Annotated in this window: 21 protein-coding genes; 11 read left to right on the top strand and 10 right to left on the bottom strand. The window is 65.9% G+C overall.

Annotated elements, in window-relative coordinates; all coding sequences use genetic code 11:
• The first annotated feature begins 29 nt into the window (after window positions 1-29).
• On the top strand, window positions 30-425 hold the full coding sequence (locus tag JAB6_RS20575; RefSeq protein ID WP_070304317.1) for a helix-turn-helix domain-containing protein: 396 nt from the start codon (window positions 30-32) through the stop codon (window positions 423-425).
• Window positions 407-766: a hypothetical protein gene (locus JAB6_RS20570; protein ID WP_034757252.1), complete on the top strand. Its 360-nt coding sequence runs from the start codon at window positions 407-409 to the stop codon at window positions 764-766. Before JAB6_RS20575 ends, JAB6_RS20570 begins: the two co-directional genes overlap by 19 nt.
• Window positions 767-770: 4 nt before the next feature.
• Here JAB6_RS20570 and JAB6_RS20565 read toward each other — a convergent pair whose 3' ends face one another.
• The 5 genes from JAB6_RS20565 to JAB6_RS20545 form a co-directional block, all read right to left on the bottom strand.
• The gene (locus tag JAB6_RS20565) at window positions 771-1,310 is read right to left on the bottom strand and encodes a gamma carbonic anhydrase family protein (RefSeq protein ID WP_070304316.1); all 540 of its coding nucleotides are present in this window, start codon (window positions 1,308-1,310) and stop codon (window positions 771-773) included.
• Window positions 1,311-1,347: 37 nt separating this feature from the next.
• On the bottom strand, window positions 1,348-2,079 hold the full coding sequence (locus JAB6_RS20560) for a CPBP family intramembrane glutamic endopeptidase (protein WP_070304315.1): 732 nt from the start codon (window positions 2,077-2,079) through the stop codon (window positions 1,348-1,350).
• Window positions 2,080-2,162: 83 nt separating this feature from the next.
• A complete protein-coding gene (locus JAB6_RS20555; RefSeq protein WP_217494647.1) occupies window positions 2,163-3,368 on the bottom strand; it encodes a benzoate/H(+) symporter BenE family transporter in 1,206 nt (401 codons plus the stop codon).
• Window positions 3,369-3,465: 97 nt separating this feature from the next.
• Complete coding sequence (locus JAB6_RS20550; RefSeq protein WP_070304313.1) at window positions 3,466-4,935, bottom strand: PLP-dependent aminotransferase family protein; 1,470 nt, start codon at window positions 4,933-4,935, stop codon at window positions 3,466-3,468.
• Complete coding sequence (locus tag JAB6_RS20545) at window positions 4,932-5,876, bottom strand: hypothetical protein (RefSeq protein WP_070304312.1); 945 nt, start codon at window positions 5,874-5,876, stop codon at window positions 4,932-4,934. The genes JAB6_RS20550 and JAB6_RS20545 overlap by 4 nt, the downstream gene beginning before the upstream one ends.
• 142 nt (window positions 5,877-6,018) lie before the next feature.
• Here JAB6_RS20545 and JAB6_RS20540 point away from each other — a divergent pair, with 142 nt between their 5' ends.
• Window positions 6,019-6,474, top strand: a complete 456-nt coding sequence (locus JAB6_RS20540; RefSeq protein ID WP_070304311.1) for an META domain-containing protein — start codon at window positions 6,019-6,021, stop codon at window positions 6,472-6,474.
• A gap of 55 nt (window positions 6,475-6,529) precedes the next feature.
• Window positions 6,530-7,240: an HAD-IA family hydrolase gene (locus tag JAB6_RS20535; protein WP_070304310.1), complete on the top strand. Its 711-nt coding sequence runs from the start codon at window positions 6,530-6,532 to the stop codon at window positions 7,238-7,240.
• Here JAB6_RS20535 and JAB6_RS20530 read toward each other — a convergent pair.
• The 5 genes from JAB6_RS20530 to ssuE form a co-directional block, all read right to left on the bottom strand.
• Complete coding sequence (locus JAB6_RS20530) at window positions 7,197-8,024, bottom strand: ATP-binding cassette domain-containing protein (protein WP_083292880.1); 828 nt, start codon at window positions 8,022-8,024, stop codon at window positions 7,197-7,199. The genes JAB6_RS20535 and JAB6_RS20530 overlap by 44 nt on opposite strands.
• Window positions 8,025-8,049: 25 nt before the next feature.
• Window positions 8,050-8,841 carry an aliphatic sulfonate ABC transporter permease SsuC gene (gene ssuC / locus JAB6_RS20525; RefSeq protein WP_070304309.1) on the bottom strand — a complete coding sequence of 264 codons (792 nt, stop codon included), beginning with the start codon at window positions 8,839-8,841 and terminating at the stop codon, window positions 8,050-8,052.
• 1 nt (window position 8,842) lies between these two features.
• Window positions 8,843-10,003 (bottom strand): FMNH2-dependent alkanesulfonate monooxygenase, encoded by a 1,161-nt coding sequence (gene ssuD / locus JAB6_RS20520; protein WP_070279091.1) that lies wholly within the window; start codon window positions 10,001-10,003, stop codon window positions 8,843-8,845.
• 12 nt (window positions 10,004-10,015) lie between these two features.
• On the bottom strand, window positions 10,016-10,945 hold the full coding sequence (locus tag JAB6_RS20515) for a sulfonate ABC transporter substrate-binding protein (protein WP_254671725.1): 930 nt from the start codon (window positions 10,943-10,945) through the stop codon (window positions 10,016-10,018).
• Window positions 10,946-11,044: 99 nt separating this feature from the next.
• On the bottom strand, window positions 11,045-11,665 hold the full coding sequence (ssuE, locus tag JAB6_RS20510; RefSeq protein WP_070304307.1) for an NADPH-dependent FMN reductase: 621 nt from the start codon (window positions 11,663-11,665) through the stop codon (window positions 11,045-11,047).
• A gap of 254 nt (window positions 11,666-11,919) precedes the next feature.
• On the opposite strand from ssuE, the gene JAB6_RS20505 reads away from it, so the two are divergent.
• The 7 genes from JAB6_RS20505 to JAB6_RS20475 all read left to right on the top strand — a co-directional run bounded on the left by JAB6_RS20505 (window position 11,920) and on the right by JAB6_RS20475 (window position 18,906).
• Window positions 11,920-13,134, top strand: a complete 1,215-nt coding sequence (locus JAB6_RS20505; protein ID WP_070304306.1) for an acyl-CoA dehydrogenase family protein — start codon at window positions 11,920-11,922, stop codon at window positions 13,132-13,134.
• 107 nt (window positions 13,135-13,241) lie between these two features.
• Entirely contained in the window at window positions 13,242-14,069 is an 828-nt protein-coding gene (locus tag JAB6_RS20500; RefSeq protein ID WP_070304305.1) for a MetQ/NlpA family ABC transporter substrate-binding protein, read from the top strand.
• 3 nt (window positions 14,070-14,072) lie between these two features.
• Window positions 14,073-15,464 carry an LLM class flavin-dependent oxidoreductase gene (locus JAB6_RS20495; protein WP_070304304.1) on the top strand — a complete coding sequence of 464 codons (1,392 nt, stop codon included), beginning with the start codon at window positions 14,073-14,075 and terminating at the stop codon, window positions 15,462-15,464.
• A gap of 28 nt (window positions 15,465-15,492) precedes the next feature.
• On the top strand, window positions 15,493-16,491 hold the full coding sequence (locus tag JAB6_RS20490; protein ID WP_070304303.1) for an aliphatic sulfonate ABC transporter substrate-binding protein: 999 nt from the start codon (window positions 15,493-15,495) through the stop codon (window positions 16,489-16,491).
• A 6-nt stretch (window positions 16,492-16,497) separates the two neighbouring features.
• Window positions 16,498-17,322, top strand: coding sequence for an ABC transporter permease (locus JAB6_RS20485; RefSeq protein WP_070304302.1), 825 nt, complete (start codon window positions 16,498-16,500; stop codon window positions 17,320-17,322).
• A gap of 15 nt (window positions 17,323-17,337) precedes the next feature.
• Window positions 17,338-18,072: an ABC transporter ATP-binding protein gene (locus tag JAB6_RS20480; protein WP_070304301.1), complete on the top strand. Its 735-nt coding sequence runs from the start codon at window positions 17,338-17,340 to the stop codon at window positions 18,070-18,072.
• 75 nt (window positions 18,073-18,147) lie between these two features.
• Window positions 18,148-18,906: a hypothetical protein gene (locus tag JAB6_RS20475; protein ID WP_058047950.1), complete on the top strand. Its 759-nt coding sequence runs from the start codon at window positions 18,148-18,150 to the stop codon at window positions 18,904-18,906.
• The last annotated feature ends 1 nt before the right edge of the window (window position 18,907 follow it).

Genomic DNA, 18,907 nt, shown 5'->3' with positions numbered 1-18,907 from the left:
CGCCCCGTCGTACCCATCGCCTACCTACCATGGCCAGACCACGCAACTTTGACGAAGCGACCGTCACCAGCCAGGCTGCCGCCGTCTTTGGCAGCCTGGGCTACAACGCCGCGTCGGTCGATGACCTGGTCAAGGCGACGGGTTTGCTGCGCGGCAGCCTGTACAAGGCTTTCGGCTCCAAACGCCATCTGTTTGAGCGCGTGCTGACACAAGCACTGCAGCCTGGCTGGCCGACGCGGGAAGAAGCGGTCGATTTGCTGATCATCGCCTTGAAGGAACTGGCGCCCTCTGACGCCGCCATCACGGCGCTGTGCCGTGCCGCCGTACTGGACACGGGTGCCGATACGTCCCGCCTGCTGGGCGAACGCCTGTTAAGCCATCTGGATCAACCAACGAAGGAGACACCATGCCTAGCCTCGAATTGAACGACGATGCACTGACCATCCGCCTGGCCCTGTGGGAAAAACTGGCGTCCTTTCAGGGCAACCTGTGCATTCCCCTGCAGCATGTGCGTGGAGCCACCGACGATGACGGTTTCCGCGGCGCGGCCCTTGGCTTGCGCGCACCGGGCACCAACCTGCCGGGAGTCATTTCGGCAGGCACGTATCACAAGGGCGGCGACCGCCAGTTCGTCTTCATGACGCGTGGCATGCAGCCACTGGTCATCGAATTGCAAGGCGAAAAATGGGCGCGCCTGGTGCTGGGCGTGCCTGATGCACGCGCCATGGCGGCGCGCATCAATGCACTGGCCATGGCGCCAGGCTGAAGCATCAGCCCGGTTCGCCAAGCAGGTAGTTGTTCTTCACGCGCACATAGTGCTCGGCCGAATAGCGCAGGTAGGCGATTTCCGCTTCCGTCAGCGCGCGTACCTTGGCGGCGGGGCGGCCCACGTACAGGTGGCCGCTTTCCAGCACCTTGCCCGGCGACACCAGGCTGCCCGCGCCCAGCATCACGTGCTTTTCCACCACCACGTCATCCATGACGATGCTGCCCATGCCGATCAGGCACTCGTCGCCGATCGTGCAGCCGTGCAAGATGACGGAGTGGCCGATGGTCACGTACTTGCCGATGGTCAACGGTGAACCGTCAGGCTTGGCCGCATTCCTGTGCGACACGTGACCCATGGAAAAGTCCTGGATATTGCTGCCTTCACCGATGACGATGCGGTTGACGTCGCCGCGCAGCACGCTGTTGCACCAGATCGAGCAGTCGTCGCCGATCTGCACATCGCCAATCACTTGCGCCGTGTCATGCAGGTAGACGCGCTCGCCCACGACGGGGCGGGTATTCAGGTAGGAACTGACAGGCATCGCTTTCTCACTCTTCATTAAATTGAAACAACAGGATTCACACCCAGCCGGCGGCCAGCGCAAAAATCGCCAGGCCATGGGCCAGGGATGCGCCCAACAAGCCGGCACGGCAATATACCAGCCCCGCCACCACGCCTTCGATCACGGTAAACACGACGATGGGCGCACCCACCTGCGTGACGGTGGTGGCAAGGAAGGCGTGGCACAAGCCAAACAGCAGGCCCGACACCAGCGCCGCGCGCCAGGCCGGCAGCCAGGCGCGCAATTGCTGCTGCAGCAAGCCGCGAAACAGCAATTCCTCATAACAGTTGGCCGCCAGCGCAAAGCCCAGCAGCAAGGGTAGCAGCGATGGCGCGACGGGCGGCAGGGACGGCAAGCCGAACAGCGCTTTCAAGCCCGCCGCCAGCGCGATGATCACGCAAGCGCCCGCCACGCCCAGCAGCACGGACAGGACCGGGCGCATGCCGAACCAGCGGATCTGGCGGCGCGCCTCGTTTTCCAGCCAGCACGTGCTGGCCACCAGCCCCAGCGACATGGCGCCCAGCACCAGCAAGACCAGCGGCGGCGCAGTGAAGCGCAAACCGCCCGCCGCCACTTGCCAGTAGCCGTGCGCCGTCATCGCGTCGCGCGCCAGCACGAAAAACACGATGTGCACGAGCACGCGCAGCAGCGGCACGGTCCGGGGAACGGCCAGCAGCAAGGCGGCGCAGACGAGGAAGGCGGGCGTGATCGCCAGCAGATACTGCGCCAGGAAAGTCAGGTCGGCCATCGTTCACATCGGAAAAGACGGTGCCAACGGGCACGGGCGCAGCAATTGTATGCGGCGGCTGGCAAAATGGGCAAATATCCAGGCTATGCCGCCTTGCGCCCCCAATGCATCAGCCCATGCGCCGCCAGTCCCGCCGCCAGCCCCCACAGGGCGCCGCCCACGCCCAGCAGGGTCACGTTCGCAGCCGTCGCCAGGAAAGTAATCAAGGCCGTTTCGCGCATGCGCACGTCCGCCATCGCCTGCGCCAGGCTGTTGCCGATGGCGCCCAGCAAGGCCAGGCCCGCCAGCGCCGTGATGAAGGGGCGCGGCAAGACCATGAACAGGCTGGCCAGGGTGACGCCGAAGATACCCACGAGGATATACAGCACGCCGCACGCCAGCCCCGCGACATAGCGCTTCGACGGGTCCGCATGCGCATCCTTGCCCGTGCAGATGGCGGCCGTGATGGCGGCCACGTTGAAGGCGTGCGCGCCGAACGGCGCCATGAGCAGCGAACCGAGCCCCGTCACCGTCAGAATGGGATTGGCGCTGACATTGTAGCCGTCGTTGCGCAGCACCAGCATGCCGGGCATGTATTGCCCCGTCAGGGTGATCAGGAACAGGGGCAGCGCCACGCCCAGCAGGGACGCCACGGAAAAACGCGGCATCTCGAACACGGGCGCGGCCAGGGCCAGTTCGATGCCTTGCGCATCGATGCGCCCCTGCGCCAGCAGCAGGGCCAGGCCGATCAGCATGATGCCGACCACGGCAAAGCGTGCCGTAAAGCGGCGCAGCACGGCGTACGACAGCAGCAAGACCACCACCAGCACGGGATCGGCGCTGGCGCCGCCAAACGCGTTCACGCCGAACTGCAGCAGGATGCCGGCCAGCAGACCGGCCGCGATGCCGCCGGGGATCAGCCGCACCAGGCGTTCGAAGGCGCCGGACATGCCCAGCAGAATGAAGGCGATGGCGGAAATCATATAGGCGCCGATCACCTCGGCATACGGCGTGTGCGGCATCACGGTGGCAAGGAAGGCCACACCGGGCGTAGACCAGGCCGTGATGATGGGCGCGCGGTAGCGGTAGCTGAGCCAGATGCCCGTCACGCCCACACCGATGCTCAGCGACCAGACCCAGGACGCCGTCTGCGCGGCACTCAGCTGGGCCAGCTGGGCCGCCTGGAACACCAGCACGAAGGTGCCGCCATAGTTGACGAGGACGGAAATGAAAGCGGCCATGGCGGGGGATGCCAGGTCGCGCCAGCGCGCCCGGCCGGCCATGGCGGCGGTTGTTGTGGTTGTTGTCATGTATATGCCTCTGCCATTAAAAGCCAGCATATTAATGCTCACATGGACTGCTCAGGCAGGCCAATTCAAGAACATACAGCAGACCACTTTGACAACATTAACCGAGCGCGCGGGCCAGGCGGACAATGCCGCTGTCAATCTCGTGCGGCGTGAGCGCCGCAAAACCCAGCAGCCAGCCACCGCGGGCCGGCGGCGTCGCGTACAAGCGGCTCAGGCCTGGCAGCACGATGCCCGCCTGCGCCGCCAGGCGTATCGTGTCCAGCTCCACCCTGCCCTCGTGCAGCAGACAGGGCATCTGCAAGCCGCCCGGCGGCAGCTGCGCCGTGACCACGTGCGGCAAGTGCCGCTGCACGGCCTGCGCCATCGCATCGCGGCGCACGGCGTAGACCTTGCGCATGGCGCGCACATGGGCCGCGAAATGGCCATCGGCGATGAAACGGGCCAGTGTCAGCTGGTCCAGTTGCGGCGTGTGGCCATCGAGGATGCTGCGCGCATGGGTCATCGCTTGCACCAGCGCGGGCGGCAGCACCATGTAGCCGATGCGCAGCCCCGGATACAGCGACTTGGCGAAGGTGCCCAGGTAAATCGTGCGCTGCTGCGTGTCGAGCCCCTGCACGCACGCCGTCGGCAAGCCCGCGTAGTGGAACTGGCTGTCGTAATCATCCTCGATGATCCAGCCCTGGCGCTCGGCCGCCCAGGCAGTCAGGGCCAGGCGGCGCTCGAGCGCCAGGGTGGCGCCCGTCGGATATTGATGCGACGGCGTGACGTACGCCGTGTTGGCGCCGCTGCGGTCCGCCCGCAGATGTTTGATGGACAAGCCATGCGCATCGACGGGCACGGGCACGACGCGCAGCTGCGCCATCTCGAACGCCTTGCGCGCGCCGAAATAGCCGGGGTCTTCCATCAGGATGGGGCCATGCGCATCGGCCAGCACCTGCGCGCACAGGTACAGCGCCTGGCGCGTGCTGCTCAGCACCAGCACCTGGCTGGCCGTGGCCCGCGCGCCCCGCTCCAGGTTCACATAGTCGGCGATGGCCTGGCGCAAAGGCTCGGCACCTTGCGGGTCGCCGTGCAGCAGCACATGGTGTTCGCTGGCCGCCTGGCGCCGCAAGCGCTCCCACACGTCAAGCGGAAAAGCCCGCGTTTCCGGCAAGCCCGTGGCAAACGCCTTCACGCTTTGCTGGTCAAGCACGCCGCCGCTGGCGAGAATCTGCGCACCGCGTGTGCTGAGCGCCACCGGCTGCGCCGGCATGGACAGCGGCGCCACCGCCGGCTTGCCCAGCAAGTTCGCCCCTATCGTCGGCGAGACAAAACTGCCCGATCCCGCCTGGCGCTGGATATAACCGTCCAGGCGCAGCTGCGCGTACGCCATTTCCACCGTATCGCGCGACACGCCCAGCGACTGCGCCAGCGCGCGCGTGGCCGGCAGGCGCAGGCCGGGCGCCAGCACGCCATCGAGTATCAGCTGGCGCAGCGCGCGCTGCACGCGCACGCGCAAATCGAGCGCCGCCAGTTCGGGAGCGGCGATGCGGATTTTCAGGGTGTCAAGTTCGAACTGCGGCGTCATATGGCCTTGGCGCGGGCAGCATCCACGGCAGCCATGCTGCTGTCCAGCGAAAAACCGTGCTGCTGCAGCACGGCCACCAGCTGTTCGCGGGCGCAGCCCAAGCGCAGGTTTTCCGCCACCCAGTCCTGCCAGGCGGCGCCGATCTCCGGCATCGCTTCCTCTTCCAGCGTAAGACCGAGTATGCACTTGGCCAGCAAGCCGTTGATGCGCTTCGTGTCGATCAGGTGCTGCACCACGGCGTGGCCCGAGTGCGGAAACGGGTGCAGGGTGCATTGACCATAGGCGGCCAGGCGCTGCGCGTGCATGGCGTCGAGGTTGACCGATTCGCTGGCGCCAGGGTTAGCTACATCCGGTCGGGCCGCGTCAGGCCGCGTGCCGAACACCAGGTGCAGCTGCGTGGCGTCCGTCGCCCTGGCGCGGCACAGGGCCGCCAGATCGTAATAGCCGGAGGCTGGCGGGTCTTGCGCCAGCGATTCCATCACGGGCAGCCAGCGCAGCTCATGGTACAAGCGCGCCTGCTGCACGTCGAGGAAGGACAGCGGCCCGAAGGCGACGATCTGCTGCGCGTCCAGCAGCAAGCCATACATGACGGCCGCGTACGCACCCATGGACTGGCCGACGGTCGTGACCTGGCTGGGCGCGATGCGGCGCACGAGTTCGCGCAAGGCTTGCGCCGTCTCGTCGACATGGTTGCCCAGGCCTGCGATGCGGCGGTGGTACCAGGCATTGCCCGAATCGCGCACGAGGATTTTGTTCAGCGGCTGCCCGCTGGCCTGCTCCAGCTTTCTCAGGCGCCCGTAAAAATCGAAGGCGGGACGCGTGGTCCACGAAACAAAGCCGAAGGCGACGACCAGCGGCGCGCCGGGCACGATGCGGTCGACCAGCACGTCGTCGTCAGTGGTGGCCACCAGTCGATTATCCAGCGCTTGCGCTTGCAGCATCGGCCCGGCTCCCCGATCAACGTTAAAGAAAGCATGAGTTTAATGCCAGGACTGGCAAAATGGAAACGATCACCGCTGCCGTGCGCTGAGCGGCGCAAAAAACCTGCTAGTCTGCAGGCATTCCCCCTCACAGGAGCATCCCATGCCGCATCGCCTGAAATACATCCCCCTCGCCGCCGCCATCGCCATGGCCGGTGGCTGTGCCGCCACCAGCGACAGCGCCAAGCCGAACGCCAGCCTGGCGCCGCAGGCCAGCCTGACGAATACCTACTGGAAGCTGACGCAGCTCGATGGGACTCCCGTGGCGATGGCGCCGCAGCAGGAACGCGAAGTGCGCATCACCCTTACCGCCGATGGCAAGGTCACCGGTTTCACAGGCTGCAACCGCGTCATGGGCGGCTATACGCTGGCCGGCACGGCCCTGCGCTTCACGCAACTGGCCGGCACGCGCATGGCCTGCCCGCCCCCTTTGATGCAGCTGGAAAGCGCCGTACTGGCCAATTTGAACAGCGTGACGGGCTACCAGATCGAAGGCGAGAAGCTGATCCTGCTCAAGGATGGCGCGCCCGTGGCCAGGTTTGAATCGGTGTACCTGTGAAATAAAAATCGACTGCCGTTACAATGGCTTCCAGCCCATCATCTGGAAGGAAGCCATGTCCGCACTGCCCTCGCCGTCTTCATCCCCGACACCATCGGCCACCGGCCGCTACCGCGCTTTTCTGTTCGACATGGACGGCACCGTCATCAATTCCATCGCCGCCGCCGAACGCATCTGGGGCACGTGGGCCCAGCGCCAGGGCCTCGACGTGGCGGCCTTTTTGCCCACCATCCACGGCGCGCGCTCGGTCGATACCATCGCCAAGCTGCGCTTGCCCGGCGTCGACGCGCAGCGCGAGTCGCAAGGCATCACGGATGCGGAAATCATCGATGTGGAAGGGATTATTGAAATCGCGGGCGCGCTGCGCTTTTTGGAATCGCTGCCGCCCGCGCAATGGGCCATCGTCACCTCGGCGCCGCGCGCGCTGGCGACGGCCCGACTGAAGGCGGCCGGCATGCCGATACCGGCCATCATGGTGACGGCGGAAGACGTCAAGGCAGGCAAGCCGAAACCCGATTGCTACTTGCTGGCGGCTGAAAAACTGCGCGTGGCGCCTGCTGACTGCCTGGTGTTCGAAGACGCGTCGGTCGGCATCGAGGCGGGCGAAGCGGCCGGTGCGAAGGTCATCGTCGTCACCGCCACGCATGCGCATCCGCTGGCAACGCGCCACCCGGCCATCGTCAATTATGAAGCCATCGTGGCAAGCGTCGATGCCGACGGTTTCATTGTGCTGGCCGAGACGGCTGCAGCACGCGCGACAAGATAGCCTGCTCCAGCGCGGCGAAGGCCGCATGGCCGCGCTGTCGCGGGCGCGGCAAGTCCACCTGCACGTCCATGGTGATCTGGCCATCCTCGATCAGCAGCACCCTGTCGGCCAGGGCCACGGCTTCGGCCACGTCATGCGTCACCAGCACGGCCGTGAAACCGCGCGCCAGCCACAGCGACTCGATCAGCTGCTGCATCTCGATGCGCGTGAGGGCGTCGAGCGCCCCCAATGGCTCGTCGAGCAGCAGCAGTTGCGGCTCGTGCACGAGGGCGCGCGCCAGCGCCACGCGCTGCTTCTGCCCGCCCGACAGGGCCGACGGCCAGTCGTCGGCCCGCTCGGCCAGTCCCACCGTCCACAGCGAGGCGGCCGCCGCGCCGACGGAACGGGGCAGGCCCAGGGCCACGTTGTCGAGCACCGTCTTCCACGGCAGCAGACGCGATTCCTGGAACATGATGCGGATGTCGGGCGCGCCCACGCCGCTGCCGATGGCAACCTTGCCGTCATCGGCGCTTTCCAGTCCCGCGATCGAGCGCAGCAAGGTGCTCTTGCCGCAGCCGCTGCGCCCCACGATGGCGACGAACTCGCCCGCTTCCAGCTGCAGGTCGACGTTTTTCAAAACAGGACGTTCGCCATAGGCCTTGCTCAGTTGCGTCAGCTCCAAAGGCACGCCGCGGCGCGCCAAAGGAGCTTGCGGCGCAGCCTTGGCCTGCGGCGCGCTGGCCGGGTCGTACTGCACGAAGTGCGACAAAAAATCCGTTTCGATCTGGATGGGGGCAAGCAGCATGGTGTCTTCCTTCGTCATTTCGTCACTATCGGTAAGCGGGATTCCAGCGCAGGCAGTGGCGCTCCAGCCGGCGTGAGAACAGATCGGCCAGTTTGCCCAGCAAGGCGTACAGCAAAATCCCCACCAGCACCACGTCCGTTTGCAAAAATTCGCGCGCATTCATCGTCATGTAGCCAATACCGGCCTGCGCCGAAATGGTTTCGGCGACGATCAGCAGCACCCACACGAGGCCCAGCGAAAAGCGCACGCCAACCAGGATGGACGGCATGGCAGCCGGCAGGATCACGTCGCGGTACAAAGGCCAGCCGGACAAGCCATAGCTTTTCGCCATTTCGATCAAGCCCTGGTCGGCCGAGCGTATGCCGTGGAAGGTGTTCAGGTAGACGGGAAAGAAGACGCCGACGGCCAGCAAAAACAGCTTGGCCGTTTCATCGATGCCGAACCACAGGATCACCAGCGGAATCAGGGCCAGCGCGGGGATGTTGCGCACCATTTGCAAGGTCGTGTCGAGCAAGGTTTCCGCGTGGCGGAAACTGCCCGTCAATAGCCCCAGCAGCAAGCCCAGTCCCGCGCCGACGGCAAAACCGACCGTGGCGCGCCACAAGCTCGTTTTCAGGTGCAGCCACAATTCGCCCGACACGGCCAGGTGCCAGAACGCTTTCGCCACGGCCCACGGCTCGGGCAGGATGCGGCTCGACAGCCAGCCCCACTGCGTCGCCAGCTGCCAGGCCAGCAGCAACACCACGGGCAAGGCCCATGGCGCCAGCGAATCACGCCATGGCGCGGCGCGTGCCCGTCGTATGGAGCCGGCCGCCATCTCAGGCCGCCTTTTTCTGCGGCGCGGCAGGCACGATATTGCTGGCCATGACTTCGCCGAAGGGCCCCGTCAGTGACTGCTCACCCACGGCCTTGCCCTTGCCCAGCAACGGAAACACCAGTTCGGCAAAGCGGTACGATTCTTCCAGGTGCGGGTAGCCCGAGAAAATGAAGGTGTCGATGCCCAGGTCCGCGTATTCCTGCATGCGCGCCACCACGGTCGGGCCGTCGCCGACGAGGGCCGTGCCAGCGCCGCCGCGCACCAGGCCCACGCCGGCCCACAGGTTGGGCGATACTTCGAGCTTGTCGCGCCGCCCTCCATGCAGGGCCGCCATGCGCTGCTGGCCCACGGAATCCATCTTGCCGAAGGCCGCCTGCGCCTTGGCGATGATGTCGTCGTCCAGGTGGCTGATCAGTTCATCGGCCGCGCGCCAGGCCGCCTCGTTCGTTTCGCGCACGATCACGTGCAATCGGATGCCAAACCGGACCGTGCGACCTTTTTTTGCCGCGCGCGCGCGGATGTCGGCGATTTTCTCGGCGACGGCGGCCGGAGGCTCGCCCCACGTCAGGTAGACGTCCATCTGCTCGGCCGCCAGTTCATGCGCCGGTTCCGATGAGCCGCCGAAATACAGCGGTGGATACGGCTTTTGCACGGGCGGATACAGGGTTTTCGCGCCCTTCACCTGGATATGCTTGCCCTCGAAATCGTAGCCGGCTGCGCCGCCCTCGCCCGCGAGCGTGGCGCGCCACACCTTGATGAATTCATCGGAGATTTCATAGCGCTTGGCGTGGTCGGCAAACAGGCCGTCCGCTTCCAGCTCGCCCTGGTCGCCGCCCGTGACGACGTTGATCAGCAGGCGCCCGTTCGACAGGCGGTCGAACGTGGACGCCATGCGCACGGCCAGGCCCGGCGTGGACAGGCCGGGACGGATGGCGACGAGGAATTTGAGCTTTTGCGTCACGCTGATCAGCGACGACGCCACCACCCACGCGTCTTCGCAGGAGCGGCCCGTCGGCAGCAGCACGCCGTCGTAGCCGAGCGTGTCGGCGGCCACGGCCACCTGGCGCAGGTAATCGGCATCGACGGGGCGCGCGCCCTGCGACGTGCCCAGGTAACGGCTGTCGCCGTGGGTAGGGATAAACCAGAAGACATTCAATGACATGGTATTCGTTCCTTATTTTGTGCTGGTGGCCAGCTGGCGCGCCGGCAGCAGCGCATCCTTGACGACAATCGGTTTCGGGATCAGCTTCAGGCTGGAAAAGGCATCCGCCACCCTTTGCTGCGAAGCGATGACATCGACCGACACGGGTTTGACGCCATACGCATAGCGCGAGGCGGCCAGCGCCACGACATCCTTGCCCAGCCCCGTCTGTGCCGACAGGATCGTCGCCACTTCGTCCGGATTGTTGCGGCCCCAGTCATCGACCTTGGCCACTTCATCGAGCACGATGCGCAGGATCTCGGGATTTTTTTCCGCATACGTGCGCGAAGCCAGGTAGAACTGGTAGTTCGCCACCAGACCCTTGCCATCGGCCAGCACGCGTGCACCCAGCTGCTTTTCGGCGGCCGCCAGGAACGGATCCCAGATGGCCCACGCATCCACGCTGCCCCGTTCAAAAGCGGCGCGCGCATCGGCCGGCGGCAGGAACACGGGCTGGATGTCGGCGTACGCGACACCGGCCTTTTCCAGCGCTTTCAATAACAGGTAGTGCACGTTCGAGCCCTTGTTCAGGGCGATCTTCTTGCCCTTCAAGTCGGCCAGGGTGCGCAGGCCGGAACCCTTGGGCACGACGATGGCTTCGCTGGCCGGCGACGCCGGCTCATTGCCGACGTAGACCAGGTTGGCGCCGGCCGCCTGGGCAAAGATCGGCGGCGCCTCACCCACGGTGCCGAAATCGATGCTGCCCACGTTCAAGCCTTCCAGCAGCACGGGGCCGGCCGGAAACTCCGTCCATTTCACGCCCACGCCCTGTTCGGCCAGGCGTTTTTCCAGGGTGCCGCGCCCCTTCAGCAGGGTCAAGGTGCCGTATTTCTGGTAGCCGATGCGCACCTGGAGCTCCCCTTTGGCCTGCGCCTGCGCCGCGGCCGGCATGCCGGCCGCCATCACGCCGGCAGCGGCGGCAAACAGCAGGCCCAGGGTGGTACGGCGCGAGAGGCGTTGTGCGTGGCGGTGTGTCATGGCAGTTCCTTGGTCGGTGAATAATCAGGCGGCTTGGTAGTGGGGCGCATACGGCTGGTCTTGCAGCGAACGTACGGGGTGCGGGATCTCGGCTGGCGCGGGCGGACGCTGTCCCTGCAGCACGAACAGGCCCGTGGAGAGTTCCTCGATGCCGGCCTGCACGCGGTCGGCAATCGGCGCGTCCAGGCTCAGGCCCCCTTCTTCATGCCACGCCAGCTGCTGCGCATTCGCATAGATGCTGGTGAAGACTTGCTTGGCGCCCAGCGCATGGAGCACGGGACGCAGCGCATAGTCGAGCGCCAGGGTGTGGGCATGGCCGCCGCCCGTGGCCAGCGGCAGCACCAGCTTGCCGGCCAGGCCATCTTGCGGCAGCAAGTCGAGGAAGGCTTTCAGCAGCCCTGTATAGGACGCCTTGTAGATGGGCGTGGCGATCACGATGGCGTCGGCGTCGGCCACGGCGCGCACGGCGCGGGCGATTGCCGCATCGTCGTAGTCGGCCAGCAGCAAGGCACTCGCCGGCAAGTCGCGCACATGCAGCTGCGCGTAGCTGTGGCCTTGCAGCACCAGCTGTTCGCCGATATGCAGCAACAGGCGGCTGGAACTCGATGGGAGTTGCGGGCTACCGCCCAATAACAAGATGCTCATGTGATGCCCGTCCCTGTAGGTTGTCGAAAGTGGCGTTGTTCGGATGCTTGCAGCCTATCGCCATCAGAAGCCCAGTAAAACGAATGCTTTCGCGCTTCGATATGCGTTTTTTGACTATCCGGGCCTGACGCCCCGCAAGCGAAGGCGCAGGTCCCCGCATGCCTTTTTTCGCATATCCATGCGCGGTTTTCTTCGTGTACGGCGCACGCGGAGCGGTGCAATATCGGCGTCATCGTCTTTCTGGAATCTCACTCATGTCTAGCGTTTTTCTCCATGCCGCCCGTCCCCAGCCGCCTGTGCCGGAACCCCTGCAGGACGCCATCAGCATCGCCACGTCGCTGGCCGCGCGCCTGGCCGAAACGGCCAATGCCCGCGACCAGGCCGGCGGCCATGCGGCGCAGGAACGCGAATGGCTGCGCGAGTCCGGCTTGCTGACCCTGTCGATCCCCGTGGAATTCGGCGGCCAGGGCGCGTCGTGGCCCCTCGTGTACGAGGTGATCCGCATCCTGGCGCGCGCCGACAGCGCGCTCGCGCACGTCTTCGGCTTCCACCATTTGCAGCTGGCCGGCTTGCAGCTGTATGGCAGCGCGCAGCAGCAGCGCCGCCTGCTCACCTTGACCGTCGACGAGCGCCTGTTCTGGGGCAATGCCTTGAACCCGCTCGACAAACGGGTCACGGCCAGCGACAGCGGCGACGGCTATATCCTCGACGGCATCAAGAGCTTTTCTTCAGGTTCCGTGGGGTCCGACTGGCTGACCGTCTCCGCCTGGCACGCGCCCACACAGACGGCGCTGATCGCCGCCTTGCCCACGCGCCAGGATGGCATCACTGTGCAGGCGGACTGGGACGCCTTCGGCCAGCGCCAGACGGATAGCGGCAACGTGCACTTCCAGAATGTCGCCCTGCCGCGCGACCTCGTGCTGCAGGCGCCCGCGCAGGCCCCCACGCCGCAAGCGACCGTGCGCTCGCAGATCGCGCAACTGATCATGAGCAACCTCTATCTGGGCATCGCCGAAGGCGCGTTCGAGGCGGCGCGCCAGTACACGGACGAACAGGCGAAAGCCTGGTTTGCCTCGGGCGTGGCCAAGGCAGCGGACGACCCTTTGGTGCAGCACCGCTATGGCCAGCTGTGGCTGTTGCTGCGCCCCGCGCAAGTGCTGGCCGACTTGGCGGCGCAGGAACTGGAAAAAGTGTTCCGCAAGGGCGCGCTGGTGACGGCGCGCGAACGGGGCTTGCTGGCCGTGGCCGTGGCTGAAGCCAAGTGCCTGGCGCACAAGGCGGGACTCGAGATCAGCAGCCAGATGTTCGAACTGACGGGTGCCCGTTCCACCTCGGCCCAGTATGGCTACGACCGCTACTGGCGCAACGTGCGCGTGCATACCCTGCACGACCCCATCGACTACAAGCTGCGCGACCTGGGACGCTTTGCCTTGACAGGCACGGTGCCCGAGCCGACGGCGTATTCGTAAAACCACGGCCTGGCGAATCGATACATTCACGCCGCAGGCTATTTAGCGGACTTCCGGGGTCAGACCCGGCGGGTCTGACCCCAGTTCTTCATTATGCAGGAGTTAACATGACCATCGCCCGCCGCAGCATCATCCTCACCGCCCTGTCACTCGCCCTGGCCGGCGGCTTCGTCCACGCCAAGGACCCGAAAGACATCACCATCGGCACCAGCGCCGGGCCGTATGCGGACCAGATCAAGCTGGGCATCAAGCCTATCCTGGAAAAACAGGGCTACAAGGTCAAGCTGGTGGAGTTCAATGACTACATCCAGCCGAACTTCGCGCTGGCCGAGGGTTCGCTCGACGCCAACGTCTTCCAGCACATCGTCTACCTGAAGAAATTCGCGCTGGAACACAAGCTGGCCCTGACGGACCTGATCACGATCCCCACGGCGCCGATTGCCATCTACAGCAAGAAGCACAAGACGCTGGACGACGTGAAGGAAGGCACGACGGTGGGCTTGCCAAACGATCCGACCAACCAGGCGCGCGCACTGGTGCTGCTCGACCAGCTGGGATGGATCAAGCTGCGCCCCAGCTTCGACCCCGTGCGCGCGTCGGAAAAGGATATCGCCGTCAACGCGAAGAAAATCAAGCTGCTGCCGCTGGAAGCGGCGCAACTGCCACGCTCGCTGGGCGACACCGATTACTCCTTCATCAATGGCAATTACGCGCTGGCCTCGGGACTGAAACTGACGGAGGCGCTGGTGGCCGAGAAAATCTCGCCCAACTACATCAACCTGGTGGCCGTCCGCACGGCCGACAAGGACAAGCAGTTCGCGAAAGACCTGGCGGCCGCCTACCGCTCGCGCGAATTCCTCGACATCACGAACAAGCACTTTGCCGGCTATTCAAAACCCGATTACCAGCAAGCGTTGCAGACGGCAGCCAAATAAGCCATGGCAAAGACGATACGCTTCAATGCCTTCCAGATGAACACCGTCGGCCACCAGTCGCCGGGGCTGTGGACGCATGCGCGCGACCGCAGCCACCGCTATACCGACCCGCAGCACTGGACGGAACTGGCGCAGCTGCTGGAAGCGGGCCTGTTCGACGCGGTGTTCCTGGCCGACGTGCTGGGCGTGTACGACGTGTACCGGGGCAGCCTCGATGCGGCCCTGGAACACGGCGTGCAAGTGCCGCTGAACGATCCGCTGGCGCTTGTGCCCATCATGGCGCAGGCCACCACGCACCTGGGTTTCGGCGTCACCTGCGCCCTCACCTATGAACATCCGTACACGTTCGCGCGGCGCATCTCCACGCTCGATCACCTGACGGGTGGACGCATCGGCTGGAATATCGTCACCGGCTATTTAGACAGCGCGGCGCGCAACCTGGGCTTGAGCCAGCAATTGGGCCACGACGAGCGCTACGACCTGGCCGACGAATACCTCGACGTCGTCTACAAGCTGTGGGAAAAAAGCTGGGATGACGACGCCGTCGTCAACGACAAGGCGCGCGGCATCTACGCCGATCCGGCCAAGGTACATCCGATCAACCATGCCGGGCGCCACTACCAGGTGCCCGGCATCCATTTGTGCGAGCCTTCGCCCCAGCGCACGCCCCTGCTGTACCAGGCGGGCACCTCGCCACGCGGCACGCGCTTCGCGGCGCGCCATGCGGAAGCGACCTTTGTCAGTGGCCCCAGCAAGACGGTGGTGAAACGCTACGCGGACGACTTGCGCGCCGCCGTGCGGCAAAGCGGGCGCGATGGCGACGCGCTGCTGATCTACGCGCAGGCGCTCGTCATCACGGGCGCCACGGAAGAAGAAGCGCGCGCCAAGCACGCCGACTACCTGCGCCACGTGAATATCGAGGCGGCCCTCGTGCTGCTATCGGGATGGACGGGCGTCGATTTCAGCCGCTACCCGCTCGACGCCACCATCGACTACATCGATTCCCCGGCCGGCCGCTCGGCGCTGGCCTCGTTCAGCCAGGCTGACCCGGATCGCACGTGGACGGTGCGCGAGGCAGCCGAATACATCGGCCTGGGCGGGCGCGGCCCCGTGCTGGTGGGCGATGCGCGCCAGGTGGCCGACCAGCTGGAAAGCTGGCTCGATGAAACGGGCATCGACGGTTTCAACCTCGCCTTCGCCGTCGCGCACGACAGCATGGCCGATGTGGTGGCCCACATCGTGCCGGAACTGCAACGGCGCGGCCGCTACCGCACCCATTACGAGGAAGGCAGCTTGCGGCACAAGGTCTTCGGCCAGGGCCCGCGCCTGCCTGCCGATCACGCGGGACGCCTGGTCAGCATCGCACCCGCCGCCGACGCCCTGGCAGCGGCCTGACATATCCGATTCCCCATTCAAGGACACCATGAAACGCAGAACCATCTTGCAACTGGCCGCCAGCGGCGCCGCCTTCACCGCCTTCACCGCCTTGCCCGGCCTCACCCGCGCCGCCGCGCAAGCGCCGCTGAAGGAGCTGCGCCTCGATTACGCCTATTATTCGCCCGCCAGCCTGGTGCTGCGCCGCTTCGGCTGGCTGGAAGAAGCGTTCAAGCCGGACGGTACCAGCATCAAGTGGGTGCTCAGCGCGGGCAGCAACCGCGCGCTCGAATACCTGAACGCCAACAGCATCGACATCGGTTCGAGCGCCGGTCTGGCCGCCCTGCTGGCGCGCGCCAACGGCAATCCTATCCGCGCGCCGTATATTTTTTCGCGTCCCGAATGGACGGCGCTGGTGGTGCGCAAGGATAGCCCCATCCGCAGCCTCGCCGACTTGAAAGGCAAGAAGGTGGCCGCCACCAAGGGCACCGACCCGTATCTGTTCCTGCTGCGCGCATTGAAGACGGCGGGACTGAAACGCGGCGATATCGAACACGTGAGCCTGCAGCATGCCGATGGCCGCGCGGCGCTGGAGCAGGGCAAGGTCGATGCCTGGGCCGGCCTCGATCCGCACATGGCCGCCAGCGAACTGGAAGCGGGGTCGCGTCTGATCTACCGCAACGTGGCCTTCAACACCTACGGCTTTCTGAACGTGCGCGAGGAATTCCTCGCCAGCCGCCCCGCCGAAGTGGGCAAGGTGATCCAGGCCTACGAACGGGCGCGCGCCTGGATACGCGCCTATCCGGCCGAGGCGGCGAAGATCCTGTCGGAGGAAGCCAAGGTCAGCCTGCCGGTGGCGCTGCTGCAGGTGAAGCTGCGCAGTGACTTCAGCAATCCGCAGCCGTCGAACGAACATGTGAAAGCCCTGCTGGTGGCCGCGCCCATCCTCGTCGATGAAGCGCTGGTCAAGCCGGGCGCCGACTTGAACCGCGCCATCGCGGACCTGGTCGACACGCGCTTCGCCGCCCCCTTCATCGGCAAAGCGTAAGCGGTCATGGCCAGAGACACGCTCGCCGCACCGGTACAGGCCAACGCGACCGGCGTCCGGCGCAAGCTTCCTCCCTTGCCGCGCGCGGCGCTTGGCCTGCTGCTGCCCACCCTGGCGCTGCTGGCGGCGGAACTGGGCGTGCGCGCGGGCGCCATCCCCGCCAACCTGCTGCCGGCGCCCAGCGACATCGCCACCACCATCGCCGACCTGGCACGCCAGGGCCTGGCCGGCCACGTGCTGGCCAGTACCACACGCGTGGCCATCGGCTTTGCGGGCGGCGCGCTGCTGGCCATCGTGCTCGGCGCGGCCGTGGGCTTGAACCGCACGCTGGAGGCGCTGCTCGACCCCACGTTCCAGGCCCTGCGCGCGATTCCCTCTCTGGCCTGGGTGCCCTTGCTGCTGCTGTGGCTGGGCATCGATGAAGCGCCCAAGCTGGTACTGATCGGCATCGGCGCCTTCTTCCCCGTCTACATGGGCGTGGCGTCGGGCATCCGCGACGTGGACCGCAAGCTGATCGACGCGGCGCGCATGTACCGTTTGAGCCGTCCCGCGCTGGCGCGGCGCGTGCTGCTGCCGGCCGCCCTGCCCGCCATCTTCACAGGCCTGCGCAATGGTTTGAGCCTGGCCTGGATGTTCATGGTGGCGGCAGAACTGATCGCCGCCAGCCAGGGCCTCGGCTATCTGCTCAGCGACGGGCGCGAAACGAGCCGCGCCGACATCGTGCTGGCCGCCATCGTGCTGCTGGCCTTGCTGGGCAAGGCCAGCGACAGCCTGATGCGGCGCCTGGAAACCCGTTTGCTCGCCTGGCGCGACAGCTATGCCACCACCTGACGAAAGCCTCCACGCATGACTGCCCTGCTTGACATTGCCATCCATGACAAATCCTATGGCGCGCGGCGCGCGCTGCATAACCTCCAATTGCAGCTGCGCCAGGGCGAGATCGTCAGCCTGATCGGCGCCAGCGGCTGCGGCAAGAGCAGCCTGCTGTCCATCGTGGCGGGGCTCGATACGGACTTTCGCGGCACATTGCGCCTGGGTGGCAAGCCGCTGGCGGGCGTGCACGCCGACATCGGCCTGATCTTCCAGGAACCGCGTTTGTTTCCCTGGCTGACGGTGGCACAAAACATCGCCTTCGGCCTCGGTGCCGGTGGCGCAGACGATCCCAGGGTCGCGCAACTGCTGGAGGAAGTAGGCTTGCAAGGCCATGCGCACAGCCTGCCCAAGCAGCTGTCGGGCGGCCAGGCGCAGCGCGCGGCGATTGCCCGCGGCCTGTTCGGCCAGCCCCGCATCCTGCTGCTGGACGAACCGTTTTCCGCCGTCGACGCTTTTACACGCATGAAGCTGCAGGACTTGCTGGCCGCCGTCGCCGCGCGCCATGGTTTGAGCGTGCTGCTGGTGACGCACGATATCGATGAAGCGCTGTACCTGAGCGACCGCATCGTCATGCTCGATACGCGCGCCGGACCGCCGCGCGCCCATTACGACGTGGCCGCACCCCGCCCCCGCCTGCGCACGCCGGCAGCGCAGGCGCAATTGAAGGAGACCATCCTCGACGAACTGCACGCCGCGCACGCGATCTGAGGCTGGCTCGCCGCCCCAGTGACAAGCCTTGCCATTCATGTTAGCTTGCCATGTTAAAAACAAACAGGCGGCTACGTGCACCTTTTTTTCCTTACCGCCCTCGCCATCCTGGCCCTCGGCCACAGCGCGGCGCACGCCGATGCGCCGGCCGACACCGGCCAGTCCATCCACGTCAACAGCATCCGCAATCCGGAATTGAAATCCTACCGCGTGATGGCGGCGGGCCTCGATGCCTTTGACAACTACCATGCACTGGCGCCCAAGGCGCGCGAAGTGCGCTTCCAACTGATTCCAGGACCCGACGCTCCGGCGGACGCCATGCAGGACGTGACCTTGCGCATCGCCGGCAACGACACCACTATCCCCGTACCCCTGTCGGCCAATGGCAGCTTTGTGCTGCCCCGCAGCGCGCAAGCCGACAGCGAAGATGCGGACCTGGTCACCAACAGGAAGCAAGGCCAGTTCCGCTGGCAGGCCAGCGTCCGCAGCGACGGTGTGCCGCCCGGCATGCGCCGCCTGGGCGACTTGCGCCTGCAATGCCAGGTGACGGTCGCCATCGCCAAGAAAGAGACCCCATTTTTGATACGCACCTTGGTCGCCACCAAGCTGCGCACCACCGACTGGTGTTCCGCCGACGCGCTCAAGATGGGCACGCACAGCGATCCGGCCATCGCCAGCGCCACCCTGCTCGATGGGGAGCGCCGCGTCGCGCTGCAGGTGAAAAATGGCGGCACGTCCTTCCTGGCCCCCGTGGGCGATACCCGCTATGCGGACGATACCCTGATCGAACTGGTGTACAAGGACACTGGCGATGCGCCGCCCGCATCGTTGTGAC

The organism is Janthinobacterium sp. HH104, from assembly GCF_001758715.1.
Lineage (GTDB): Bacteria > Pseudomonadota > Gammaproteobacteria > Burkholderiales > Burkholderiaceae_D > Janthinobacterium > Janthinobacterium aestuarii.
This window is presented reverse-complemented; position numbering and strand designations above follow the sequence as displayed.

Coding starts and splice junctions, on each gene's coding strand:
- JAB6_RS20530 (WP_083292880.1), bottom strand. CDS start 8,024: ATGCTGCTTGCCCCCATCCAGATCGAAACGGATTTTTTGTCGCACTTC.
- JAB6_RS20490 (WP_070304303.1), top strand. CDS start 15,493: ATGAAACGCAGAACCATCTTGCAACTGGCCGCCAGCGGCGCCGCCTTC.
- JAB6_RS20550 (WP_070304313.1), bottom strand. CDS start 4,935: ATGACGCCGCAGTTCGAACTTGACACCCTGAAAATCCGCATCGCCGCT.
- JAB6_RS20560 (WP_070304315.1), bottom strand. CDS start 2,079: ATGGCCGACCTGACTTTCCTGGCGCAGTATCTGCTGGCGATCACGCCC.
- JAB6_RS20495 (WP_070304304.1), top strand. CDS start 14,073: ATGGCAAAGACGATACGCTTCAATGCCTTCCAGATGAACACCGTCGGC.
- JAB6_RS20535 (WP_070304310.1), top strand. CDS start 6,530: ATGTCCGCACTGCCCTCGCCGTCTTCATCCCCGACACCATCGGCCACC.
- ssuD (WP_070279091.1), bottom strand. CDS start 10,003: ATGTCATTGAATGTCTTCTGGTTTATCCCTACCCACGGCGACAGCCGT.
- JAB6_RS20515 (WP_254671725.1), bottom strand. CDS start 10,945: ATGGCGGCCGGCATGCCGGCCGCGGCGCAGGCGCAGGCCAAAGGGGAG.
- JAB6_RS20555 (WP_217494647.1), bottom strand. CDS start 3,368: ATGACAACAACCACAACAACCGCCGCCATGGCCGGCCGGGCGCGCTGG.
- JAB6_RS20480 (WP_070304301.1), top strand. CDS start 17,338: ATGACTGCCCTGCTTGACATTGCCATCCATGACAAATCCTATGGCGCG.
- JAB6_RS20575 (WP_070304317.1), top strand. CDS start 30: ATGGCCAGACCACGCAACTTTGACGAAGCGACCGTCACCAGCCAGGCT.
- JAB6_RS20500 (WP_070304305.1), top strand. CDS start 13,242: ATGACCATCGCCCGCCGCAGCATCATCCTCACCGCCCTGTCACTCGCC.
- JAB6_RS20545 (WP_070304312.1), bottom strand. CDS start 5,876: ATGCTGCAAGCGCAAGCGCTGGATAATCGACTGGTGGCCACCACTGAC.
- ssuC (WP_070304309.1), bottom strand. CDS start 8,841: ATGGCGGCCGGCTCCATACGACGGGCACGCGCCGCGCCATGGCGTGAT.
- JAB6_RS20485 (WP_070304302.1), top strand. CDS start 16,498: ATGGCCAGAGACACGCTCGCCGCACCGGTACAGGCCAACGCGACCGGC.
- JAB6_RS20565 (WP_070304316.1), bottom strand. CDS start 1,310: ATGCCTGTCAGTTCCTACCTGAATACCCGCCCCGTCGTGGGCGAGCGC.
- JAB6_RS20570 (WP_034757252.1), top strand. CDS start 407: ATGCCTAGCCTCGAATTGAACGACGATGCACTGACCATCCGCCTGGCC.
- ssuE (WP_070304307.1), bottom strand. CDS start 11,665: ATGAGCATCTTGTTATTGGGCGGTAGCCCGCAACTCCCATCGAGTTCC.
- JAB6_RS20505 (WP_070304306.1), top strand. CDS start 11,920: ATGTCTAGCGTTTTTCTCCATGCCGCCCGTCCCCAGCCGCCTGTGCCG.
- JAB6_RS20540 (WP_070304311.1), top strand. CDS start 6,019: ATGCCGCATCGCCTGAAATACATCCCCCTCGCCGCCGCCATCGCCATG.